The following is a 16804-nucleotide window of genomic DNA, read 5'->3' on the forward strand; positions in this document are numbered from 1 at the left end:
CGCTCACCGTTCGATCGTGCCGGTGCGGCGGATCTTCTTCTGCAGCAGAAGGATGCCGTAGAGCAGCGCTTCGGCGCTCGGCGGACAGCCGGGCACGTAGATGTCGACCGGCACGATGCGGTCGCAGCCGCGCACCACCGAATAGGAATAATGATAATAGCCGCCGCCATTGGCACAGGAGCCCATCGAGATGACGTAGCGTGGCTCGGGCATCTGGTCGTAGACCTTGCGCAGCGCCGGCGCCATCTTGTTGGTCAGCGTGCCGGCGACGATCATGATGTCGGACTGGCGCGGAGACGCGCGCGGCGCGACACCGAACCTCTCCGAGTCATAGCGCGGCATCGAGGTGTGGATCATCTCGACCGCGCAGCAGGCGAGACCGAAGGTCATGAACATCAGCGAGCCGCTGCGCGCCCAGGTGATCAGCGCCTCGGTCGAGGTGACGAGAAAGCCCTTGTCGGCCAGCTCGTTGTTGATCTCCAGGAAGAACGGATCATCCTCCCCCACCGGCCTGCCGGTGTTGGGGTCGATGAGACCTTTGGGCTTCGGCGCGACGAGCGTGCCGGAATTGTCGCTCAATCCCATTCCAGCGCCCCTTTCTTCCATTCATAGGCAAAGCCGATGGTCAGCACCGCCAAAAACACCATCATCGACCAGAAACCGAGCATGCCGATCTTGCTGAACGACACCGCCCAAGGAAATAGGAAGGCCACCTCCAGGTCGAAGATGATGAACAGGATCGACACCAGGTAGAAGCGGATATCGAACTTCATGCGGGCGTCGTCGAACGAGTTGAAGCCGCACTCATAGGCCGAAAGCTTTTCCGGATCGGGGTTGCGATAGGCCACCAGGAACGGTGCGGCGAGCAGCGCCAGCCCGACGATCAGCGCCACGCCGATGAACAGGACGATGGGCAGGTACGAACCTAAAAGTGCGTTCATGCTGCAGTTTCCGTTGGCGGCCAATCCACTCTGATTACAGCACCGGACCCACTTGCGGAAGCGTGACAGTTTAACCACTGAACCGTTTTAAGGAGGCTCTATGCTGCAACGCGGCGAGGGTTAGCGCAGCGCTTTCGGCGAAGCAAGTCAAACCTTGTTCAAATCGCGGTGCTGGACGGCATATCCGGGAAAACTGGTCCGATCTGCTCCTGTTTGATTTCCTTCACCTTTTACTCCACTTTTCTCTCCTGACATGGATGCCGCCAAAACCCTGCTAGCATGGCGCGGAATCGCAGGTTCTCTGCTCTGTCCAACATCATCAGGATACCGCCTTGATGAAGGAAAAAATCTCACTTCGCATGGCCCGCCGCATCGCGCTGGCGGCACAGGGATTCAATGACCCCCGACCCGCCGGTACGCCCGACCGCAGGCATCTGGCCCGCGTGCTTGCCCGTACCGGACTGCTGCAGATCGATTCTGTCAGCGCCGTGGTGCGCGCCCACTATATGCCGCTCTATTCGCGGCTTGGCCCCTACAAGCTGGCGCTGCTCGACGACTCCGCCATAACGCGGAAGCGCATGGTCTTCGAATATTGGGCGCACGAAGCCTCCTTCCTGCCGGTCGAGACCTATCCGCTGATGCGCTGGCGCATGCAGCGGGCCGAGCGCGGCGAGGAAATGTACAGCGGACTGGCCAAATGGGGCCGCGAGCACGCCGCCTATATCGAAGACATCTATCGCGAGGTCGCCGAACGAGGCCCGATCGCGGCGTCGGCTTTCGAAGGCCAGAAGGGCTCGGGTGGCTGGTGGGGCTGGAGCCATGCCAAGCATGCCTTCGAATGGCTGTTCTGGGCCGGCCGCATCACCACCGCGCACCGCCGCGGCTTCGAGCGGTTCTACGACCTGCCGGAGCGCGTGCTGCCGCCAACAATACTAAGCCTGCCAGCGCCCGCTCCCGAGGACGCTCACCGCGAATTGCTGCGTATCTCCGCCCGCGCCCATGGCGTCGCGACGGCAGGCGACCTGCGCGACTATTTCCGCCTCTCGCCCGCCGATATCAAGGGCCGCATCGAGGAGCTGGTCGAGGCTGGCGAGCTGTTGCCGGTGAGCGTCGAAGGCTGGAGCAAAACAGCCTATCTCCACAAGGACGCCCGTTTGCCGCACAGGATCGAGGCGCGCGCCTTGCTTGCGCCGTTCGATCCCGTCGTCTTCGAGCGGTCGCGCACCGAGCGGTTGTTCGACTTCCACTACCGCATCGAGATCTACACGCCGGCCGAAAAGCGCCGGTATGGCTATTATGTGCTGCCGTTCCTGCTCGGCGACAGCATCGTCGGGCGCGTCGACCTCAGGGCCGACCGTCCGGCCGGCGTATTGCGCGTCCATGCCGCATATGCGGAGCCCGGCGCCCCGCCACAAACCGCTGCCGAACTCTTCGAGGAATTGAAGCTGATGCAGGGTTGGCTCGGGCTTGAGCGCATCGAGGTGACAGCTGCCGGCGACCTTGGCCGGCCGCTCGTAGATATCGCCGCGTCATAGACGTGCGTTGACACGACTGCCTTCACAAGCCTAAATCCGTTCCAGACGGTCCCCTGCCCGCAACGGCAAGGGCCAAGAGGGAATGCGGTGCGAAATCTCGATTTCAAATCCGCGGCTGTCCCCGCAACTGTAAGCGATGAGCCTCGGCCGAAAACCACTGGGATATTCCCGGGAAGGCGGCATCCAGGCGATGACCCGCGAGCCAGGAGACCTGCCGTCTAGGACATAAGAATCCGATCGCCTGGCGGGTTTTCCGGGCAAGGAGCCTGATTTGGAACGCGACAGCAGTTTTCCGGCTGAGACAGCGGATTTATTGTCCGGCCATGGTGATTCCCCGGCCGGAGTTACCGTCATCGTCTGCTCGTCCTGCCGTGACGAGACCGGTTCGGACGCTCATCCCCGCGCCGGCGAACTGCTCGCCGAGGACACGCGCCGCGCCGCTTCCAGCGAAAACATCAAAATCCGCACCGTCGAATGCCTCGGCAATTGCAAGCGCCGGCTCAGCGCCGCCATACTGCGCGACGGCTGCTGGAGTTACGTCTTCGGCGACCTGACTGCGACCAGCGGCGCCGATCTCGTGACCGGCGCAAAGCTGTTCGCCACCTCGACGGATGGGCTCATTCCATGGCGCGGCCGTCCCGATTGCCTGAAGCGCGGCCTGGTTGCCCGCATCCCTCCCCTTGACCTTTTGAAGGACTCGATATGACCGCTGCCTCCCTTTCGCGCGTTCCCTGCACCGTCGTCACCGGCTTTCTCGGCGCCGGCAAGACGACGTTGATCCGCCATTTGCTCGAAAACGCCAAAGGCAAGCGCCTGGCCATCATCGTCAACGAGTTCGGCGACATCGGCATCGACGGCGAGATCCTGAAGGGCTGCGGCATTGACACCTGCCCCGAGGAAAACATCGTCGAACTGGCCAATGGCTGCATCTGCTGCACAGTGGCCGACGATTTCGTTCCGGCGCTCGACCAGATCCTGTCGCTGACGCCGAGGGTCGACCATATCCTGATCGAGACGTCCGGGCTGGCCCTGCCCAAGCCGCTGGTCCAGGCCTTCCAGTGGCCGTCGGTGAAAAGCCGTGTCACGGTCGATGGCGTCATCGCCGTCGTCGACGGGCCGGCGCTGGCTGATGGCCGCGTCGCCAACGACATGGATGCCCTGCAGGCGCAGCGCGCGCAGGACGAGACGCTCGAACACGACGATCCGGTCGAGGAAGTATTCGAGGACCAGCTCGCTTGCGCCGACCTGATCATCCTGTCGAAGAGCGACCTGATGGACGCAGCCGGCTTGGCCCGTGCCAATGCCGTCATCGGCAAGCACGTTGCGCGGGCGGTGAAGATCGTGCCGACTTCGCAAGGCAAGGTCGATCCGTCGGTGCTGCTCGGCCTCGGCCTCGCCGTCGAGGACGACATCGAGAACCGCAAGACCCATCACGACGACGAGCTCGACCACGAACATGACGACTTTGACTCGTTCGTCATCGACATCGCGTCCGTGTCCAACCCGGACGAGCTGGCACTACGCGTCGCCACGGCGGCGGAGGAAGAAAACGTATTGCGCGTCAAAGGTTTCGTCGAAGTCGGCGGCAAGCCGATGCGGCTCCTGCTGCAGGCCGTCGGTCCGCGCGTCAATCACTATTACGATCGCGCCTGGACCGCTGAAGACGACCGCCGCTCGCGCCTTGTCGTCATCGGCCTGAAAGGGCTGAACCGCCCGGCGATCGAGCGTATCCTCGCCGGCTGACCCCAGGTAACGAGCCGCGATGCACATCCTCACCACCACATCCGCCTCGCTCGACGATCTCGCCGAGCCTGTCGATCTCAGGCAAACGCCTGCGGATGTCGTGGCCCTGTCCTTCACCGACAGCGACCTGGCCGGGCTGGCGGCGGCGTGGAAGGCAGATGCGCACCGCCTGCCGTCGATGCGGCTCGCCGCCTTGCGCGACCTGCGCCATCCGATGTCCGTCGACCTGTGGATCGACAGCGTCGCCCGCCACGCCAAGGTCATTCTGGTCCGCATCCTCGGCGGCTATGAGTGGTGGCGCTATGGCTGCGACCAGCTCGCCGTTATCGCGCGAAATCGCGGTATCAAGCTGGCGCTGCTGCCCGGCGAGAGCCACGACGAGGATTTGCGGCTGATCGAAGGCTCGACGCTGCCGCGCGAGGAGTTGGACGGCCTGCTTGGCTATTTCCGCGAGGGCGGACCGGCGAATATGACGGCGCTGGTGCAGAGGTTGGCAAGTCTCGCCGGATCGGGTGTGGCGGTCGCTGAACCAGTCAGCGTGCCAAAGGCGGGATTTTACGAGCCGGGACTGGGGGTCGCAGAACGCGGCGTCCCCCTCCCCCTCGAGGGGAGGGTCCGGCCGCAGGCCGGGGGTGGGGTCCTCTCCGAAGCGCGCCAACACTTTGAAGCGCGCCTACACAAAACGTCGAGCACTGCCGCAACGACCCGACCCGGCCCTGCGGGCCACCCTCCCCTCGAGGGGGAGGGGGACGTCGTGCCAATCCTGTTCTACCGCTCGATGCTGCTCGCTGCCGACGTGGCGCCCATCGATGCGCTTTTCGAAGCGCTGAGCGCGCGCGGCATAGCGCCGGTCCCTATCTTCGTCTCCAGCCTCAAGGACCCGGCATCGCTCGCCTTTGTCGAAACCGCGCTTGCAACCCTGAAGCCTGCCGCCATCATCACCGCCACAGCTTTCGCCTCGGGTGCCGAGCCTGGCGTCGAAACCCTGTTCGACCGCGCCGGCGTGCCGGTGTTCCAGGTCATCGTTGCGACCACCCGCCGCGACATCTGGCAAAACAATCAGCGCGGCCTGGCGCCCGCCGACCTTGCCATGCATGTCGTCCTGCCCGAGCTCGACGGCCGCATCCTGGCCGGCGCTATTTCATTCAAGGGCGAAAGCGAAACCGATCCCGCATTGGCCTTCCGCGCCTTCGCCAACCGGCCTGAGCCCGACCGCGTGGCGCAAGTGGCGAACCGTGTCGAGGCCTTCGTGCGCCTGCAGCGGACGCCCCGCGCGGAGCGCAAGCTCGCCATCCTGATCCCCGACTATCCGAGCGCCCCCGGCCGCACCGGCTATGCGGTTGGCCTCGACGTGCCGTCCAGCGTGCTGGCGATGCTGCACGACCTGAGCGAACAGGGCTACGCCGTTGAAAGGATTCCGCAAACGCCGCGCGAGTTGCTGGAGATGCTGGAGCCAGCCGACCAGGGGCTGGCTTTGCAGGATTATCTTACCGTCTCGAAGGAATTGCCGCCGGCGGCCATCGCTGCGGTACAGGCCGCATGGGGGAATGCGGAAGATGAGACGGGTTCGCGCGAGGCACCCCCCTCTGTCCTACCGGACATCTCCCCCTCAGGGGGGGAGATTGGCAGTTCCGCCGCCGGCTCTCCCTTAACGCCCTCGGTAATTGGCGAAAGCAGAGACAACAGCGCAATCTCCCCCCTTGAGGGGGAGATGTCCGGCAGGACAGAGGGGGGTGTTCAAGCGCCTGCCGCCGCAAAATACGCCTTCCGCGCAGCCACCTTCGGCAACGTCACCGTGGCACTCGCCCCTGACCGCGGGCGCTCAGCCGACCGCCGCGCCGACTATCACGACCCGACGCTGCCGCCGCGCCATGCGCTGGTCGCCTTTGGCCTCTGGCTGCGCAAGTCGCTCGGCATCCATGCAATTGTCCATGTCGGCGCCCACGGTACGCTGGAATGGCTGCCCGGCAAAACCGTCGCGCTCAGCGAAAACTGCTTTCCCGAAATCGTCACCGGCGCCCTGCCCGTCATTTATCCGTTCATCGTCTCCAACCCCGGCGAGGCAGCGCAGGCCAAGCGGCGCATTGCCGCCGTCACGCTTGGCCATCTGCCGCCGCCGCTGACCGGCGCCGGGCTGGACGAAAACCAGCATAGGCTTGAACGACTGGTCGACGAATATGCCCAGGCCGACGGGCTCGACCGCCGCCGCCGCGACAGCCTGGCAAAGCTGATCGTCGAGACAGCGGAAAAGACGGGCCTCGCCTCAGAGGCCGGCGTCGCCAGGACCGACGCAGCCGACGAGGCCTTGCGCCGCATCGACGCCTGGCTCTGCGATCTCAAGGATTTCGCCATCAAGGACGGCCTGCATATTTATGGCCGCTCGCCGCAAGGCGAGGCTGATCCGGTACGGCGGCAAAGTGCAGTAGCTGAAAAAACCGCACTGCTTGCCGCCCTCGACGGCCGCCACGTCGCTGCCGGTCCGGCCGGTGCGCCGGCACGTGGCCGGCGGGATGTGCTGCCCACCGGCCGCAATTTGTTTACCGCCGACCCGCGCACCATGCCGACGCCGACCGCCTATGATCTGGGCAAGGTGGCAGCGGAAGAAGTCGTCCGCAGCTACATGCAATCGCATGGCGACTGGCCGCGCTCGCTGGTTATCGACCTGTGGGGCTCGGCCTCGCTGCGCACCGGCGGTGAGGAGATCGCGCAAGGCCTGGCGCTGATGGGCTGCCGGCCGCAATGGGATTCCGCCACCGGCCGCATCACCGGCATAGAGGTGCTGCCGCCGGCAACGCTCGGCCGCCCGCGCGTCGACGTCACCTGGCGCATATCAGGCCTGTTCCGCGACATGTTCCCGACCCAGATCGCGCTGATCGATGCCGCGGCCAACACCGTCGCCGCCCGCGACGAGGACGCTTCGGAAAACCCGCTCGCGGCGAGAACCCGTGCAGACGGCAAGATCAGTCCACGCATTTTCGGCACCTCACCCGGGACCTACGGCGCCGGTGTCGAGGATTTGTTGTCGAGCGGCGACTGGGCCGTGCGCGAAGAGATCGGCCGCGCCTATCTCGCCGCCACCTCGCACGCCTATGGCGGCTCCGAGGGCGAAGGCATTTCGGCGCCCGGCGCTTTTGAGGGCCGCATCGCTGAGGCCGACCTTCTGGTTCATACCGGCGACGACCCCGGCCGCGACATCCTCGAAGGCTCGGCCGACGTCGCCTTTATCGGCGGCTTTTCGGCAGCGCTTGCCGCGCTCGGCAAAAACGCCGACGTGATCGTGCTCGACACCACGGACCCGCAAAAGCCGAAGCCGCGCTCGGTTGGCGAGGCCGTATCCCGGGTCGTGCGGGCGCGCGCCGTCAATCCGCGCTTCATTGCCGGCCAGATGCGCCACGGGCCGCGCGGCGCCTCGGAATTCGCCGAGACGGTCGACCGGCTGGTCGGCTTTGCCGAGACTACCCATGCCATATCAGGCACGCTGATCGAGGCCGTGCACGACGCCTATCTCGGCGACCCCGTGGTCCGCGCCTTCATCCTGCGCGAAAACCCTTCAGCCGCAAAAGTCATCGCCGAGCGTTTTCTCTCGGCCCGGCGACGCGGTCTCTGGCATCCGCTGCGCAATTCGATCGATGACGATCTCGCCGCACTAATTGCCGAAGCGCAAGCGCTGGGGGTGGCGGCATGAACGCTTTCTCGCGCCGTGGCGCCTGCCCCGCTTTATCGGCACCGATGCAAACCGGCGACGGGCTGCTGGTGCGGCTCAATCCGGTCGCTGGAGGACTGTTGCCGAAGTCGTTGATCGGACTCTGCGAATCCGCCTTGCGCCATGGCAACGGCATCATGGAAGTGACCGCCCGCGGCAGCTTGCAGATCCGTGGCCTGACGCCGGCAAGCGCCCGGCTGCTGGCGATGGAGGTCGACTCGCTGGGTATTGCGGTGCGCATTGGCGTGCCGGTCGAGACCGGCCCGCTGGCCGGGCTCGACCCAGAGGAGATAGCCGACCCGCGCCCGATGGCGGAGCGGATTCGGGCGGCAATTGATGGAGCCGGCTTGGCGCAGCGCCTCGGCCCAAAGGTTTCAGTGATTGTCGATGGTGGCGGACGGCTGACGATGGATGCGGTTACGGCCGATGTCAGGCTGGCTGCGATGCGGACCGCCGACGGAATTAAGTGGCGGGTATCGCTCGCCGGGGATGCGCAGGGTGCCACGCCGCTGGCGATGTCCGAGGAAGATGCGGCTTGTGACATCGCCGTCGCCATTCTCAGGATGGTTGCCGAAAAAGGCCGCGATGCCCATGCGCGGGATTTGACCGAGAGACAGTTGGGATCTCTGGCAAGTTGGCGCGTTTTACCCCCCTCTGTCCTGCCGGACATCTCCGCCTCAAGGGGGGAGATCGGCGGTTTTGTCGTTGGCTCTTCCTCCGCAGCGTCGGAGATTGCCGAAAATAGAGATCAGAGCGCAATCTCCCCCCTTGAGGCGGAGATGTCCGGCAGGACAGAGGGGGGTGCGACGGAACGCCAGCCCATCGGAGTTTTTAACCTAGCCACCACCGCAACCGCCCTCGGCATCGGCCTCCCCTTCGGCAGCATGCCAGCGCAAAAGCTCATCGACCTGACGCAAGAGGCCCTCACCCTCGGCGCCGCCGAAATCCGCCTGGCGCCGGGTCGCGCGTTGCTTTTCCTCGGCCTCTCCCAAGCCGCATGTCTTTCACTCCAGAAAACCGCCGCAACCGTCGGCTTCGTCACCGACGCAGCCGATCCGCGCACCAGGATCGCCGCCTGCCCCGGCGTACCCGCCTGCGCCTCCGGCCGGATCGCCACCCGCGACATCGCCGAGATCATCGCTACAGAAAACCGCGACATCCTTGATTCCTCGCTGACGCTGCACATCTCCGGCTGCGCCAAGGGTTGCGCCCATCCCGGTCCGGCAGCGCTGACCCTGGTCGGTGGCGAAAACGGAGCCGGACTTGTCGTGGACGGGACGGCAAAGGCATGGCCCGCCGGATACAGGCCGGGCTACGACGCTGCGCACGGCATCGGCCGCATTGCAGCGGCGATCCGCAGCGCACGACATCCCGGCGAAACTGCTGCCGCTTGCCTGGCAAGGCTCGGCGCGGCCGGCATCACCGAAATCTACCGACAGGAATGAGCATGCCCGCCCAGAACGCCTACGACTACATCCATGATGGCACGGCGATCTACGAGCGCTCCTTCGCCATTATCCGCGCCGAGGCCGACCTGTCGCGCTTTTCCGAAGCCGAGGCCGACATCGCCATCCGCATGATCCACGCCTGCGGCCAGGTCGAGGCTGCGCGGCACTTCGTTTTCTCGAGCGACTTCGTCGCCGCCGCGCGCACGGCGTTGGGGGCCGGCGCGCCGATCTTCTGCGACGCGCAGATGGTCTCGCATGGCGTCACGCGCGCCCGGCTTCCGGCCGGCAACGAGGTAATCTGTACGCTGCGCGATCCGCAGACCGCCGACATCGCGAAAAAGATCGGCAACACCCGCTCGGCCGCGGCGATCGACCTGTGGGGCCAGCGCATGGCCGGTTCGGTCGTCGCCATCGGCAATGCGCCGACCGCCCTTTTCTATCTGCTGGAAAAGCTGCGCGACGGCGCGCCAAAGCCGGCGGCGATCATCGGCATGCCGGTCGGGTTTGTCGGCGCCGCTGAATCGAAGGATGCGCTGGCCGAAAATTCCTATGGCGTGCCTTACGCCGTCGTGCACGGACGGCTGGGCGGCAGCGCCATGACCGCCGCCGCCCTCAATGCATTGGCGAGGCCGGGCCTATGAATGCGATCGCAAAAGGTCGGCTGGTCGGCGTCGGCACCGGTCCTGGCGACCCGGAACTTTTGACGCTGAAGGCAGTGCGTGCTCTGGCCGAGGCCGATGTCGTTGCGCATTTCGCCAAGCGTGGCAACAACAGCAATGCGCGCGCCATTGTCGGCGCGCATTTTCGCCCTGATCTGATCGAACTGCCGCTGCTCTATCCAGTGACGACCGAGATCGACAAGGATCACGGCGATTACCGGTCGCAGATAACGGATTTCTACGAGCAGTCGGCCGAAAAGGTCGCCGAGCACCTCAGCGCCGGCAGGATGGTCGCGGTGCTCTCGGAGGGCGACCCGCTTTTCTACGGCTCCTACATGCATCTTCATGTCCGGCTGACGCACCGCTTTCCGACCGAAGTCATTCCCGGCGTCACCGCCATGTCCGGCTGCTGGTCGGCAACCGGCCTGCCGATCGTCCAGGGCGACGACGTGCTGACGGTGCTGCCGGGCACGATGAGCGAATTCGAGCTGACGCGCCGCCTCGCCGACACCGATGCCGCGGTGATCATGAAGGTCGGCCGCAACCTGCCAAAGATCAGGCGTGCGCTGGAGGCAACCGACAAGCTGGCGCGGGCCATCTATGTCGAGCGCGGCACCATGCCGGGCGGCGTCTCGATGCGGCTTGCCGACAAAAAGGACGACCAGGCGCCCTATTTCGCCATCGTGCTGGTGGCCGGCTGGTCGGGCCGGCCAAATGCATTGAGAGCCGAAGCATGAGCGGCCGCCTGACCGTCATCGGCCTGGGGCCAGGCAACGCCGACCAGGTGACGCCGGAAGCCAGCCGCGCCGTTGCCGAGGCGAAATTCTTCTACGGCTACAAGCCTTATCTTGACCGGCTCGACCTGCGCGCGGACCAGACCCGCATCGCCTCCGACAATCGCGAGGAACTCGCCCGCTCCAGGGACGCACTGCTGAAGGCCGCGGAAGGCCACGATGTCGCCGTCGTATCGGGCGGCGATCCCGGCGTCTTCGCCATGGCGGCAGCCGTCTGCGAGGCGATAGAGGCGGGCCCACCCGAATGGCGTGCGGTCGACATCGCCATCGTGCCCGGTATTACCGCCATGCTCGCTGTCGCCGCCCGCATCGGTGCGCCGCTCGGCCATGATTTCTGCGCCATCTCGCTGTCCGACAATCTGAAGCCGTGGGAGCTGATCGAGCTGCGGCTCCTGGCGGCAGCCGGCGCCGGCTTCGTCATCGCGCTCTACAATCCGATCAGCAAGGCACGCCCCTGGCAGCTTGGCCGCGCCTTCGAATGCCTTGCTGCGATCCTGCCCGGCACCACGCCGGTGATCTTCGGCCGTGCCGCCGGCCGCCCTGACGAGCGCATCGAGGTTTTTCTGCTGGCGGAAGCCGATGCGCAAAAGGCCGACATGGCCACCTGCATCATCATCGGCTCGCCGGAAACCAGGATCATCAAGCGCGGCGAAAAACCAGCGCTGGTCTACACGCCGCGGTCGGCAGCGGGCCCAAGAACATGACCGACCAGAAAATGATCCACCATCGCGGCAAGAGATTCGACGGTCTCAGCCGACGTGACGTCCGGCAGCGCCGGCCTGCAGATCATCACCACCTCGATTCCCAGTGCTCGCGCCGCCGCGATCTTGCCGTAGGTCGCCTCGCCGCCGCTGTTTTTGGAAACGACGACATTGATGCGGTGCTCTTGAAGCAGCGCGCGCTCATCGACCTCATGAAACGGCCCGCGCGCCAAGAGATAGGTCGCGTCGGGCACAGCGAGCCTTGGCTCGACCGGGTCGACACTGCGGATGAGATAATGATGCTGGGGAGCCGCCTCGAAGGCAGCGACCTCCTGCCGCCCGAGCGCCAGGAACACGCGGCGCGGCACCGATCCCAGAGCCGTCACCGCGCTGGCAACACTATCGACCAACATCCAGTGGTCACCTTCGGCTGGGTCCCAGCCCAGACGCCTGAGCGCAACGATAGTCACGCCGGTCATGCGCGCTGCTTCCGCCGCATTGGCGGAGATTCGCGCCGCATAGGGATGCGTGGCGTCGATCAGCAGGTCGATCTGGTTCTGGCGGAGATACGCCGCCAGCCCGCCGGCACCGCCGAAGCCGCCGACACGTACCGGCACCCCTTGCGCGACCGGGCTTTCGGTGCGGCCGGCCAGCGACAGCATGACCGAAATATCCGCGCGCGCGGCCAGCTTTCCAGCCAGTTGCCGGGCTTCGGTGGTTCCGCCGAGGATCAGAATGCGGTAGGTCATCATGCCTGCTGAAGCTCCGCGCGGCGCCAAGCTCACTTCCAAGTGGCTCACGATCATCGGCATCGGCGAGGACGGTGTAGCGGGTCTCGGCGACGAGGCCAAGCGGTTGATCGCGGAGGCCGAATTCGTCTTCGGCGGCAAGCGCCACCTTGCCTTCGTCGCGTCGCTCGCCAAAGGTGAAGCGCATGCCTGGCCGACGCCTTTCGATGCCGAGCTGCGCGACGTGCTGGCGCTCTCCGGCAGACGCGTCTGCGTGCTGGCCTCCGGCGATCCCTTCTACCACGGTGTCGGCGTCACCCTCGCCCGCAAGGTCGCGGCAGAGGATATGCGGGTGATCCCCGCGCCCTCGGCCTTTTCGCTGGCCGCCTCACGCCTGGGCTGGGCGCTGCAGGACGTCGAGACCATTTCGCTGCATGGCCGCTCGCTCGACCTGATCCGGCCGTTGCTGCATCCTTGCACCCGCATTCTCGCGCTGACCTCGGATAGCGATGCACCGGAAGCGATTGCCCGTCTCATGACCGAACTTGGCTTCGGCGCTTCGCGGCTGACGGTTCTGGAGGCGCTGGACGGCCCGAACGAACGGCTGCGCTCGGCGAGCGCCGGCACTTTCGGCCTCGCAAAGATCAATCCGCTCAACGTGCTCGCGATCGAAGTTGAATCGACTCCGCAAGCACGCATCCTGCCGCTGACAGCGGGACTTGCCGATCATTTGTTCGAGCATGACGGCCAGATCACCAAGCGCGAAGTGCGCGCCGTCACCCTGTCCGCTCTCGCGCCAAGGCGCGGCGAACTGCTGTGGGACATCGGCGCCGGCTCGGGCTCCATCGGCATCGAATGGATGCTGGCCCATCCTTCCATGCGTGCGATCGCCGTTGAGGCAGATCCGGCCCGCGCCGCGCGCATCCGACGCAACGCCGCGGCCTGCGGCGTTCCCGGTCTCACCGTCGTCGAAGGTTCGGCACCGCAAGCTCTTGCCGGGCTGGAAACGCCGGCCGCGATCTTCATCGGCGGCGGCGGCAGCGATGCCGGAGTGCTGGAAAGAGCCCTCGATGCCTTACCTGTCGGCGGCCGCCTCGTCGCCAACGCGGTGACGCTGGAGATGGAGGCGCTGCTGCTTTCCCGTCAGACTGCGTTCGGCGGCGAGCTCACCCGCATCGCGGTATCCCGTGCTTCGCCGGTCGGTTCGATGCAGGCGTGGCGGCCGGCTATGCCGGTCACCCAATGGAGCTGGGTCAAGCCATGATGGTCGCGGGCATCGGCAGCCGCAAAGGCGTCAGCGCGCGGGACGTGCTTGCTGCGGTAGAAACCGCCCTGGAAGCGCACGGGCTTGCCCTGCCCGCGCTTTCGGCCCTCGCGACCGCGTCTCTCAAGCAGGATGAAGCGGCAATCTTCGCCGCCGGACGCGAACTCCGCCTTCCGGTAATCGTTGTCGAGCAGGCCGAACTCAAAGCTGCGTCTACGACTAGCCACTCCGACCTATCGCAGGAGCATGCCGGCACGCCGTCTGTTTCCGAAGCCTCGGCGCTTGCCGCCGCCGGCAAAGGCGCAAAACTGCTCGGGCCGCGCACCGTGCTCGGTCCTATCACCTGCGCCATCGCCATCAGCGGAGATGCGGCATGACCGTTCACTTCATCGGTGCCGGCCCGGGTGCCGCCGATCTGATCACCTTGCGCGGCAGCCGCCTGCTCGGCACTTGTCCCGTCTGCCTCTATGCGGGATCGATCGTCGCGCCCGATCTGTTGCAGCACTGCGCGCCCGGAACGCGGTTGATCGACACCGCGCCGATGTCGCTCGACGAGATCGAGGCCGAATATCTGGCCGCCCACGCGGCCGGCCATGATGTCGCCCGCCTGCATTCCGGCGATCTTTCGGTCTGGAGCGCCGTTGCCGAACAGATCCGCCGGTTGGAAAAGCACGGCATCCCTTACACGCTGACGCCTGGCGTGCCGTCTTTCGCCGCTGCGGCGGCAGCGCTGCGCCGCGAGCTGACCATTCCGGAAGTCGCGCAAAGCCTGGTGCTTACCCGCATCTCCGGCCGCGCCTCGAAAATGCCGCCCGGCGAAACGCTGGCCGGCTTCGGCCGCACCGGCGCCACGCTCGCCATCCACCTCGCCATCCATGCCGTCGATCGCGTCGTCGCCGAGCTGACGCCGCATTACGGCGCCGACTGCCCGGTCGCGGTCGTCTTCCGCGCCTCCTGGCCGGACGAGCGCGTGCTGACCGGCACACTGGCCACCATCGAGGCGCAACTGGCCGCCGATCCGATGGAACGCACGGCAATCATCTTCGTCGGCCGCTCGCTGGCAGCGGAGGGCTTTGGCGAAAGTTCACTGTACGACGCGCACTACCAGCGGCGTTTTCGCGGACGGGACGGATTGTGAGCGGCAGCAATAGAAACACTACGGTCGAGCAGGCGCTCACCCGGCTGAATTTCGAGCCGCGCCAGCTTGAGCCCGGGCATGTCTGGCTGGCCGGCGCCGGCCCTGGCGATCCCGGCTGCCTGACGCTGGAAGTACTGGCCGCCCTCGGACAGTGCGACGCGCTGGTCTATGACGCGCTGGTCTCGCCGGAAGTCGTCGCCGTCGCCGAGGGCGCGGAACTGTTCTATGCCGGCAAACGCGGCGGCAAGCCGTCGATGAAGCAGGACGACATCACCGCTCTGCTGGTCCGGCTGGCGCGCGCGGGCCGGCGTGTCGTCCGACTGAAGGGCGGCGACCCCTATATATTCGGCCGTGGCGGCGAAGAGGCGCTGGCGCTGGCCGGGGAAACTATCCCGTTCCGCATCCTGCCCGGCCTGACGTCCGGCCTCAGCGCGCTGGCCGCAACCGGCATTCCCGGCACCATGCGCGGCATCAACAAGGCGCTGATCCTGGCAACCGGTCACGCCGCCGGCACCGATGACGATCTCGACTGGGCGGCCATCGCCCGTACCGGCCAGCCGGTGGTCATCTATATGGGCATGGCCAATCTGCCGCTGATCGCCGCCTCGCTGCTTGAGGGCGGGCTGGCGCCTTCGACGCCCGCCGCGGTGATCGTCGCTGCGACGACACCGCAGGAACGGATCGTCGTCGCCACGCTCGCCACAATTGCCGAAGAAACGGCCGCAGCCGGTCTGACCTCGCCGGCGCTGATCGTCGTCGGCGGCATCGTCGGGATGCGCGCGGCACTGGCGGGTGAGCCATGACCCGCGCCATCATCATCGGTGCGCCGCGCTCGGGCTCGGGCAAGACCAGCGTCACCATCGGCATTTTGCGCGCGCTTGCCCGGCGCGGCCTGAAGGTGCGCGGCGCCAAGTCCGGCCCGGACTATATCGATCCCGGCTTCCACACTGCCGCTACGGGGTTGTCCGGCGTCAATCTCGACAGCTGGGCAATGCCGCCCGCCCTGCTCAACGCGTTGGCTGGCGAAGCGACCGAGGACGCCGACTTCATCTTCCTCGAAAGCGCCATGGGCCTGTTCGACGGGATTCCGGCTGCTCCGGGCCGCACCGGCTCGGCCGCCGACCTTGCCCGACTTTATGGCCTGCCGGTGCTGCTGGTGCTCGACGTTTCCGGCCAGTCGACCACGGCAGCGGCCGTCGCCAAGGGTTTTGCCACCTACGATCCGGATGTACGCATGGCGGGGATCGTGCTCAACCGGCTGGGCAGCGAGCGCCACCGCCGGCTTTGCGGCGATGCCATCGAGGCACTCGGCCTGCCTGTCGTCGGTGCCATCCTGCGCGATCCCTCGCTCAACCTGCCCGAGCGCCATCTCGGCCTCGTTCAGGCCGGCGAATATGAGAATCTGATGGCGCATCTCGACCGGCTGGCCGACATGGTCGAGCGCTCGCTCGACCTCGACGCCATTATGGCGCTGGCGGCGCCATTCACGCCCGCGCCGGGCAATTTCGACGACGCGCTGCCGCCGCCCGGCCAGCGCATTGCGCTGGCCGAGGACGCCGCCTTTACCTTCCTCTATCCGCATGTCGCCGCGCATTGGCGCAAGGCCGGCGCCGAGATCGTTCCGTTCTCGCCGCTCGCCGATGAGGCGCCTGGCGACAATTGCGATGTCTGCTGGCTGCCCGGCGGCTATCCCGAGCTTCATGCCGGCCGCCTCGCGGCCGCGGCGAATTTCAGGGCCGGCATGGCGCGGTTCGCCGCCTCGCGGCCGGTGCATGGTGAGTGCGGCGGCTTCATGGTGCTCGGCGAGGCGCTCGAGGACGCGTCGGGCGAGACGCATCGGATGCTTGGCCTGCTGGGCCATTCGACCAGCTTCGCCAAGCGCAAGATGAATCTCGGCTACCGCGAGGCGCGGCTGCGGTCCGGGTGTCCGCTCGGCGGCCAAGGCATGCTGATCCGCGGCCACGAATTCCATTACGCGCAGATGGTTACGACCGGCAATGACGAGCCGCTGGCCGACCTCGCCGACGGACAAGGCAATCCGCTCGGCGCTTCGGGCTACCGGCGCGGCAATGTCAGCGGCACGTTCTTCCATGCCATTGCGAGGGGCGAGAGCATGATCCCGAAAAGTGGTAGCCGGTTTTCAGAATAGA

At 66.2% G+C, this 16804-nt stretch carries 16 protein-coding genes and 1 riboswitch; of the genes, 13 read left to right on the forward strand and 3 right to left on the reverse strand.

From position 1 onward, the window contains the following. Positions 1-3: 3 nt before the first annotated feature. Both NKI95_RS19525 and NKI95_RS19530 read right to left on the reverse strand, forming a co-directional pair. Positions 4-585 (reverse strand): NuoB/complex I 20 kDa subunit family protein, encoded by a 582-nt coding sequence (locus tag NKI95_RS19525; protein WP_292664697.1) that lies wholly within the window; start codon positions 583-585, stop codon positions 4-6. Next, the gene (locus NKI95_RS19530; RefSeq protein ID WP_352718924.1) at positions 576-941 is read right to left on the reverse strand and encodes an NADH-quinone oxidoreductase subunit A; all 366 of its coding nucleotides are present in this window, start codon (positions 939-941) and stop codon (positions 576-578) included. Before NKI95_RS19530 ends, NKI95_RS19525 begins: the two co-directional genes overlap by 10 nt. A 335-nt stretch (positions 942-1276) precedes the next feature. Between NKI95_RS19530 and NKI95_RS19535 the strand changes: the two genes are divergently transcribed. From NKI95_RS19535 to NKI95_RS19570, 8 genes are all read left to right on the forward strand, one after another. After that, a complete protein-coding gene (locus NKI95_RS19535; protein WP_352718925.1) occupies positions 1277-2476 on the forward strand; it encodes a winged helix-turn-helix domain-containing protein in 1200 nt (399 codons plus the stop codon). 29 nt (positions 2477-2505) lie between these two features. Then, positions 2506-2709: riboswitch (cobalamin riboswitch) on the forward strand. A 38-nt stretch (positions 2710-2747) separates the two neighbouring features. Beyond that, entirely contained in the window at positions 2748-3182 is a 435-nt protein-coding gene (locus NKI95_RS19540; protein ID WP_352718926.1) for a DUF1636 family protein, read from the forward strand. Beyond that, positions 3179-4219 carry a cobalamin biosynthesis protein CobW gene (gene cobW, locus NKI95_RS19545; protein WP_352718927.1) on the forward strand — a complete coding sequence of 347 codons (1041 nt, stop codon included), beginning with the start codon at positions 3179-3181 and terminating at the stop codon, positions 4217-4219. The genes NKI95_RS19540 and cobW overlap by 4 nt, the downstream gene beginning before the upstream one ends. 19 nt (positions 4220-4238) lie before the next feature. Next, the gene (gene cobN / locus NKI95_RS19550; RefSeq protein ID WP_352718928.1) at positions 4239-7904 is read left to right on the forward strand and encodes a cobaltochelatase subunit CobN; all 3666 of its coding nucleotides are present in this window, start codon (positions 4239-4241) and stop codon (positions 7902-7904) included. After that, complete coding sequence (gene cobG / locus NKI95_RS19555) at positions 7901-9367, forward strand: precorrin-3B synthase (RefSeq protein ID WP_352718929.1); 1467 nt, start codon at positions 7901-7903, stop codon at positions 9365-9367. Before cobN ends, cobG begins: the two co-directional genes overlap by 4 nt. After that, on the forward strand, positions 9364-10011 hold the full coding sequence (locus NKI95_RS19560) for a precorrin-8X methylmutase (RefSeq protein WP_502909209.1): 648 nt from the start codon (positions 9364-9366) through the stop codon (positions 10009-10011). The genes cobG and NKI95_RS19560 overlap by 4 nt, the downstream gene beginning before the upstream one ends. After that, complete coding sequence (locus tag NKI95_RS19565; RefSeq protein WP_352718931.1) at positions 10008-10766, forward strand: precorrin-2 C(20)-methyltransferase; 759 nt, start codon at positions 10008-10010, stop codon at positions 10764-10766. The genes NKI95_RS19560 and NKI95_RS19565 overlap by 4 nt, the downstream gene beginning before the upstream one ends. Further along, positions 10763-11527, forward strand: coding sequence for a precorrin-3B C(17)-methyltransferase (locus tag NKI95_RS19570; protein ID WP_352718932.1), 765 nt, complete (start codon positions 10763-10765; stop codon positions 11525-11527). The genes NKI95_RS19565 and NKI95_RS19570 overlap by 4 nt, the downstream gene beginning before the upstream one ends. Here NKI95_RS19570 and NKI95_RS19575 read toward each other — a convergent pair. Further along, the gene (locus tag NKI95_RS19575; protein ID WP_352718933.1) at positions 11491-12273 is read right to left on the reverse strand and encodes a cobalt-precorrin-6A reductase; all 783 of its coding nucleotides are present in this window, start codon (positions 12271-12273) and stop codon (positions 11491-11493) included. The two genes, NKI95_RS19570 and NKI95_RS19575, sit on opposite strands and share 37 nt — an antisense overlap. Before the next feature lies 1 nt (position 12274). On the opposite strand from NKI95_RS19575, the gene cbiE reads away from it, so the two are divergent. Genes cbiE through NKI95_RS19600 form a run of 5 tightly spaced genes read left to right on the forward strand, consistent with a single transcriptional unit; the run spans position 12275 to position 16803 of the window. Next, the gene (gene cbiE / locus NKI95_RS19580; protein WP_352718934.1) at positions 12275-13516 is read left to right on the forward strand and encodes a precorrin-6y C5,15-methyltransferase (decarboxylating) subunit CbiE; all 1242 of its coding nucleotides are present in this window, start codon (positions 12275-12277) and stop codon (positions 13514-13516) included. Beyond that, positions 13513-13893 carry a cobalamin biosynthesis protein gene (locus tag NKI95_RS19585; RefSeq protein ID WP_352718935.1) on the forward strand — a complete coding sequence of 127 codons (381 nt, stop codon included), beginning with the start codon at positions 13513-13515 and terminating at the stop codon, positions 13891-13893. The genes cbiE and NKI95_RS19585 overlap by 4 nt, the downstream gene beginning before the upstream one ends. Then, positions 13890-14654, forward strand: coding sequence for a precorrin-4 C(11)-methyltransferase (gene cobM, locus NKI95_RS19590; RefSeq protein ID WP_352718936.1), 765 nt, complete (start codon positions 13890-13892; stop codon positions 14652-14654). Before NKI95_RS19585 ends, cobM begins: the two co-directional genes overlap by 4 nt. Then, complete coding sequence (cobA, locus tag NKI95_RS19595) at positions 14651-15457, forward strand: uroporphyrinogen-III C-methyltransferase (protein WP_352718937.1); 807 nt, start codon at positions 14651-14653, stop codon at positions 15455-15457. Before cobM ends, cobA begins: the two co-directional genes overlap by 4 nt. Beyond that, positions 15454-16803: a cobyrinic acid a,c-diamide synthase CobB gene (locus NKI95_RS19600; protein WP_352718938.1), complete on the forward strand. Its 1350-nt coding sequence runs from the start codon at positions 15454-15456 to the stop codon at positions 16801-16803. The genes cobA and NKI95_RS19600 overlap by 4 nt, the downstream gene beginning before the upstream one ends. The last annotated feature ends 1 nt before the right edge of the window (position 16804 follow it).

The sequence above is a fragment of the Mesorhizobium sp. M0306 genome, from assembly GCF_040321655.1.
GTDB lineage: Bacteria > Pseudomonadota > Alphaproteobacteria > Rhizobiales > Rhizobiaceae > Mesorhizobium.

Excerpts from the sequence above, each read along its gene's own strand:
- NKI95_RS19585 (WP_352718935.1), top strand. The coding sequence starts at position 13,513 with ATGATGGTCGCGGGCATCGGCAGCCGCAAAGGCGTCAGCGCGCGGGAC.
- cbiE (WP_352718934.1), top strand. The coding sequence starts at position 12,275 with ATGCCTGCTGAAGCTCCGCGCGGCGCCAAGCTCACTTCCAAGTGGCTC.
- cobN (WP_352718928.1), top strand. The coding sequence starts at position 4,239 with ATGCACATCCTCACCACCACATCCGCCTCGCTCGACGATCTCGCCGAG.
- NKI95_RS19575 (WP_352718933.1), bottom strand. The coding sequence starts at position 12,273 with ATGACCTACCGCATTCTGATCCTCGGCGGAACCACCGAAGCCCGGCAA.
- NKI95_RS19570 (WP_352718932.1), top strand. The coding sequence starts at position 10,763 with ATGAGCGGCCGCCTGACCGTCATCGGCCTGGGGCCAGGCAACGCCGAC.
- NKI95_RS19530 (WP_352718924.1), bottom strand. The coding sequence starts at position 941 with ATGAACGCACTTTTAGGTTCGTACCTGCCCATCGTCCTGTTCATCGGC.
- NKI95_RS19560 (WP_502909209.1), top strand. The coding sequence starts at position 9,364 with ATGAGCATGCCCGCCCAGAACGCCTACGACTACATCCATGATGGCACG.
- cobG (WP_352718929.1), top strand. The coding sequence starts at position 7,901 with ATGAACGCTTTCTCGCGCCGTGGCGCCTGCCCCGCTTTATCGGCACCG.
- NKI95_RS19525 (WP_292664697.1), bottom strand. The coding sequence starts at position 585 with ATGGGATTGAGCGACAATTCCGGCACGCTCGTCGCGCCGAAGCCCAAA.
- NKI95_RS19565 (WP_352718931.1), top strand. The coding sequence starts at position 10,008 with ATGAATGCGATCGCAAAAGGTCGGCTGGTCGGCGTCGGCACCGGTCCT.
- NKI95_RS19600 (WP_352718938.1), top strand. The coding sequence starts at position 15,454 with ATGACCCGCGCCATCATCATCGGTGCGCCGCGCTCGGGCTCGGGCAAG.
- cobM (WP_352718936.1), top strand. The coding sequence starts at position 13,890 with ATGACCGTTCACTTCATCGGTGCCGGCCCGGGTGCCGCCGATCTGATC.
- NKI95_RS19535 (WP_352718925.1), top strand. The coding sequence starts at position 1,277 with ATGAAGGAAAAAATCTCACTTCGCATGGCCCGCCGCATCGCGCTGGCG.
- cobW (WP_352718927.1), top strand. The coding sequence starts at position 3,179 with ATGACCGCTGCCTCCCTTTCGCGCGTTCCCTGCACCGTCGTCACCGGC.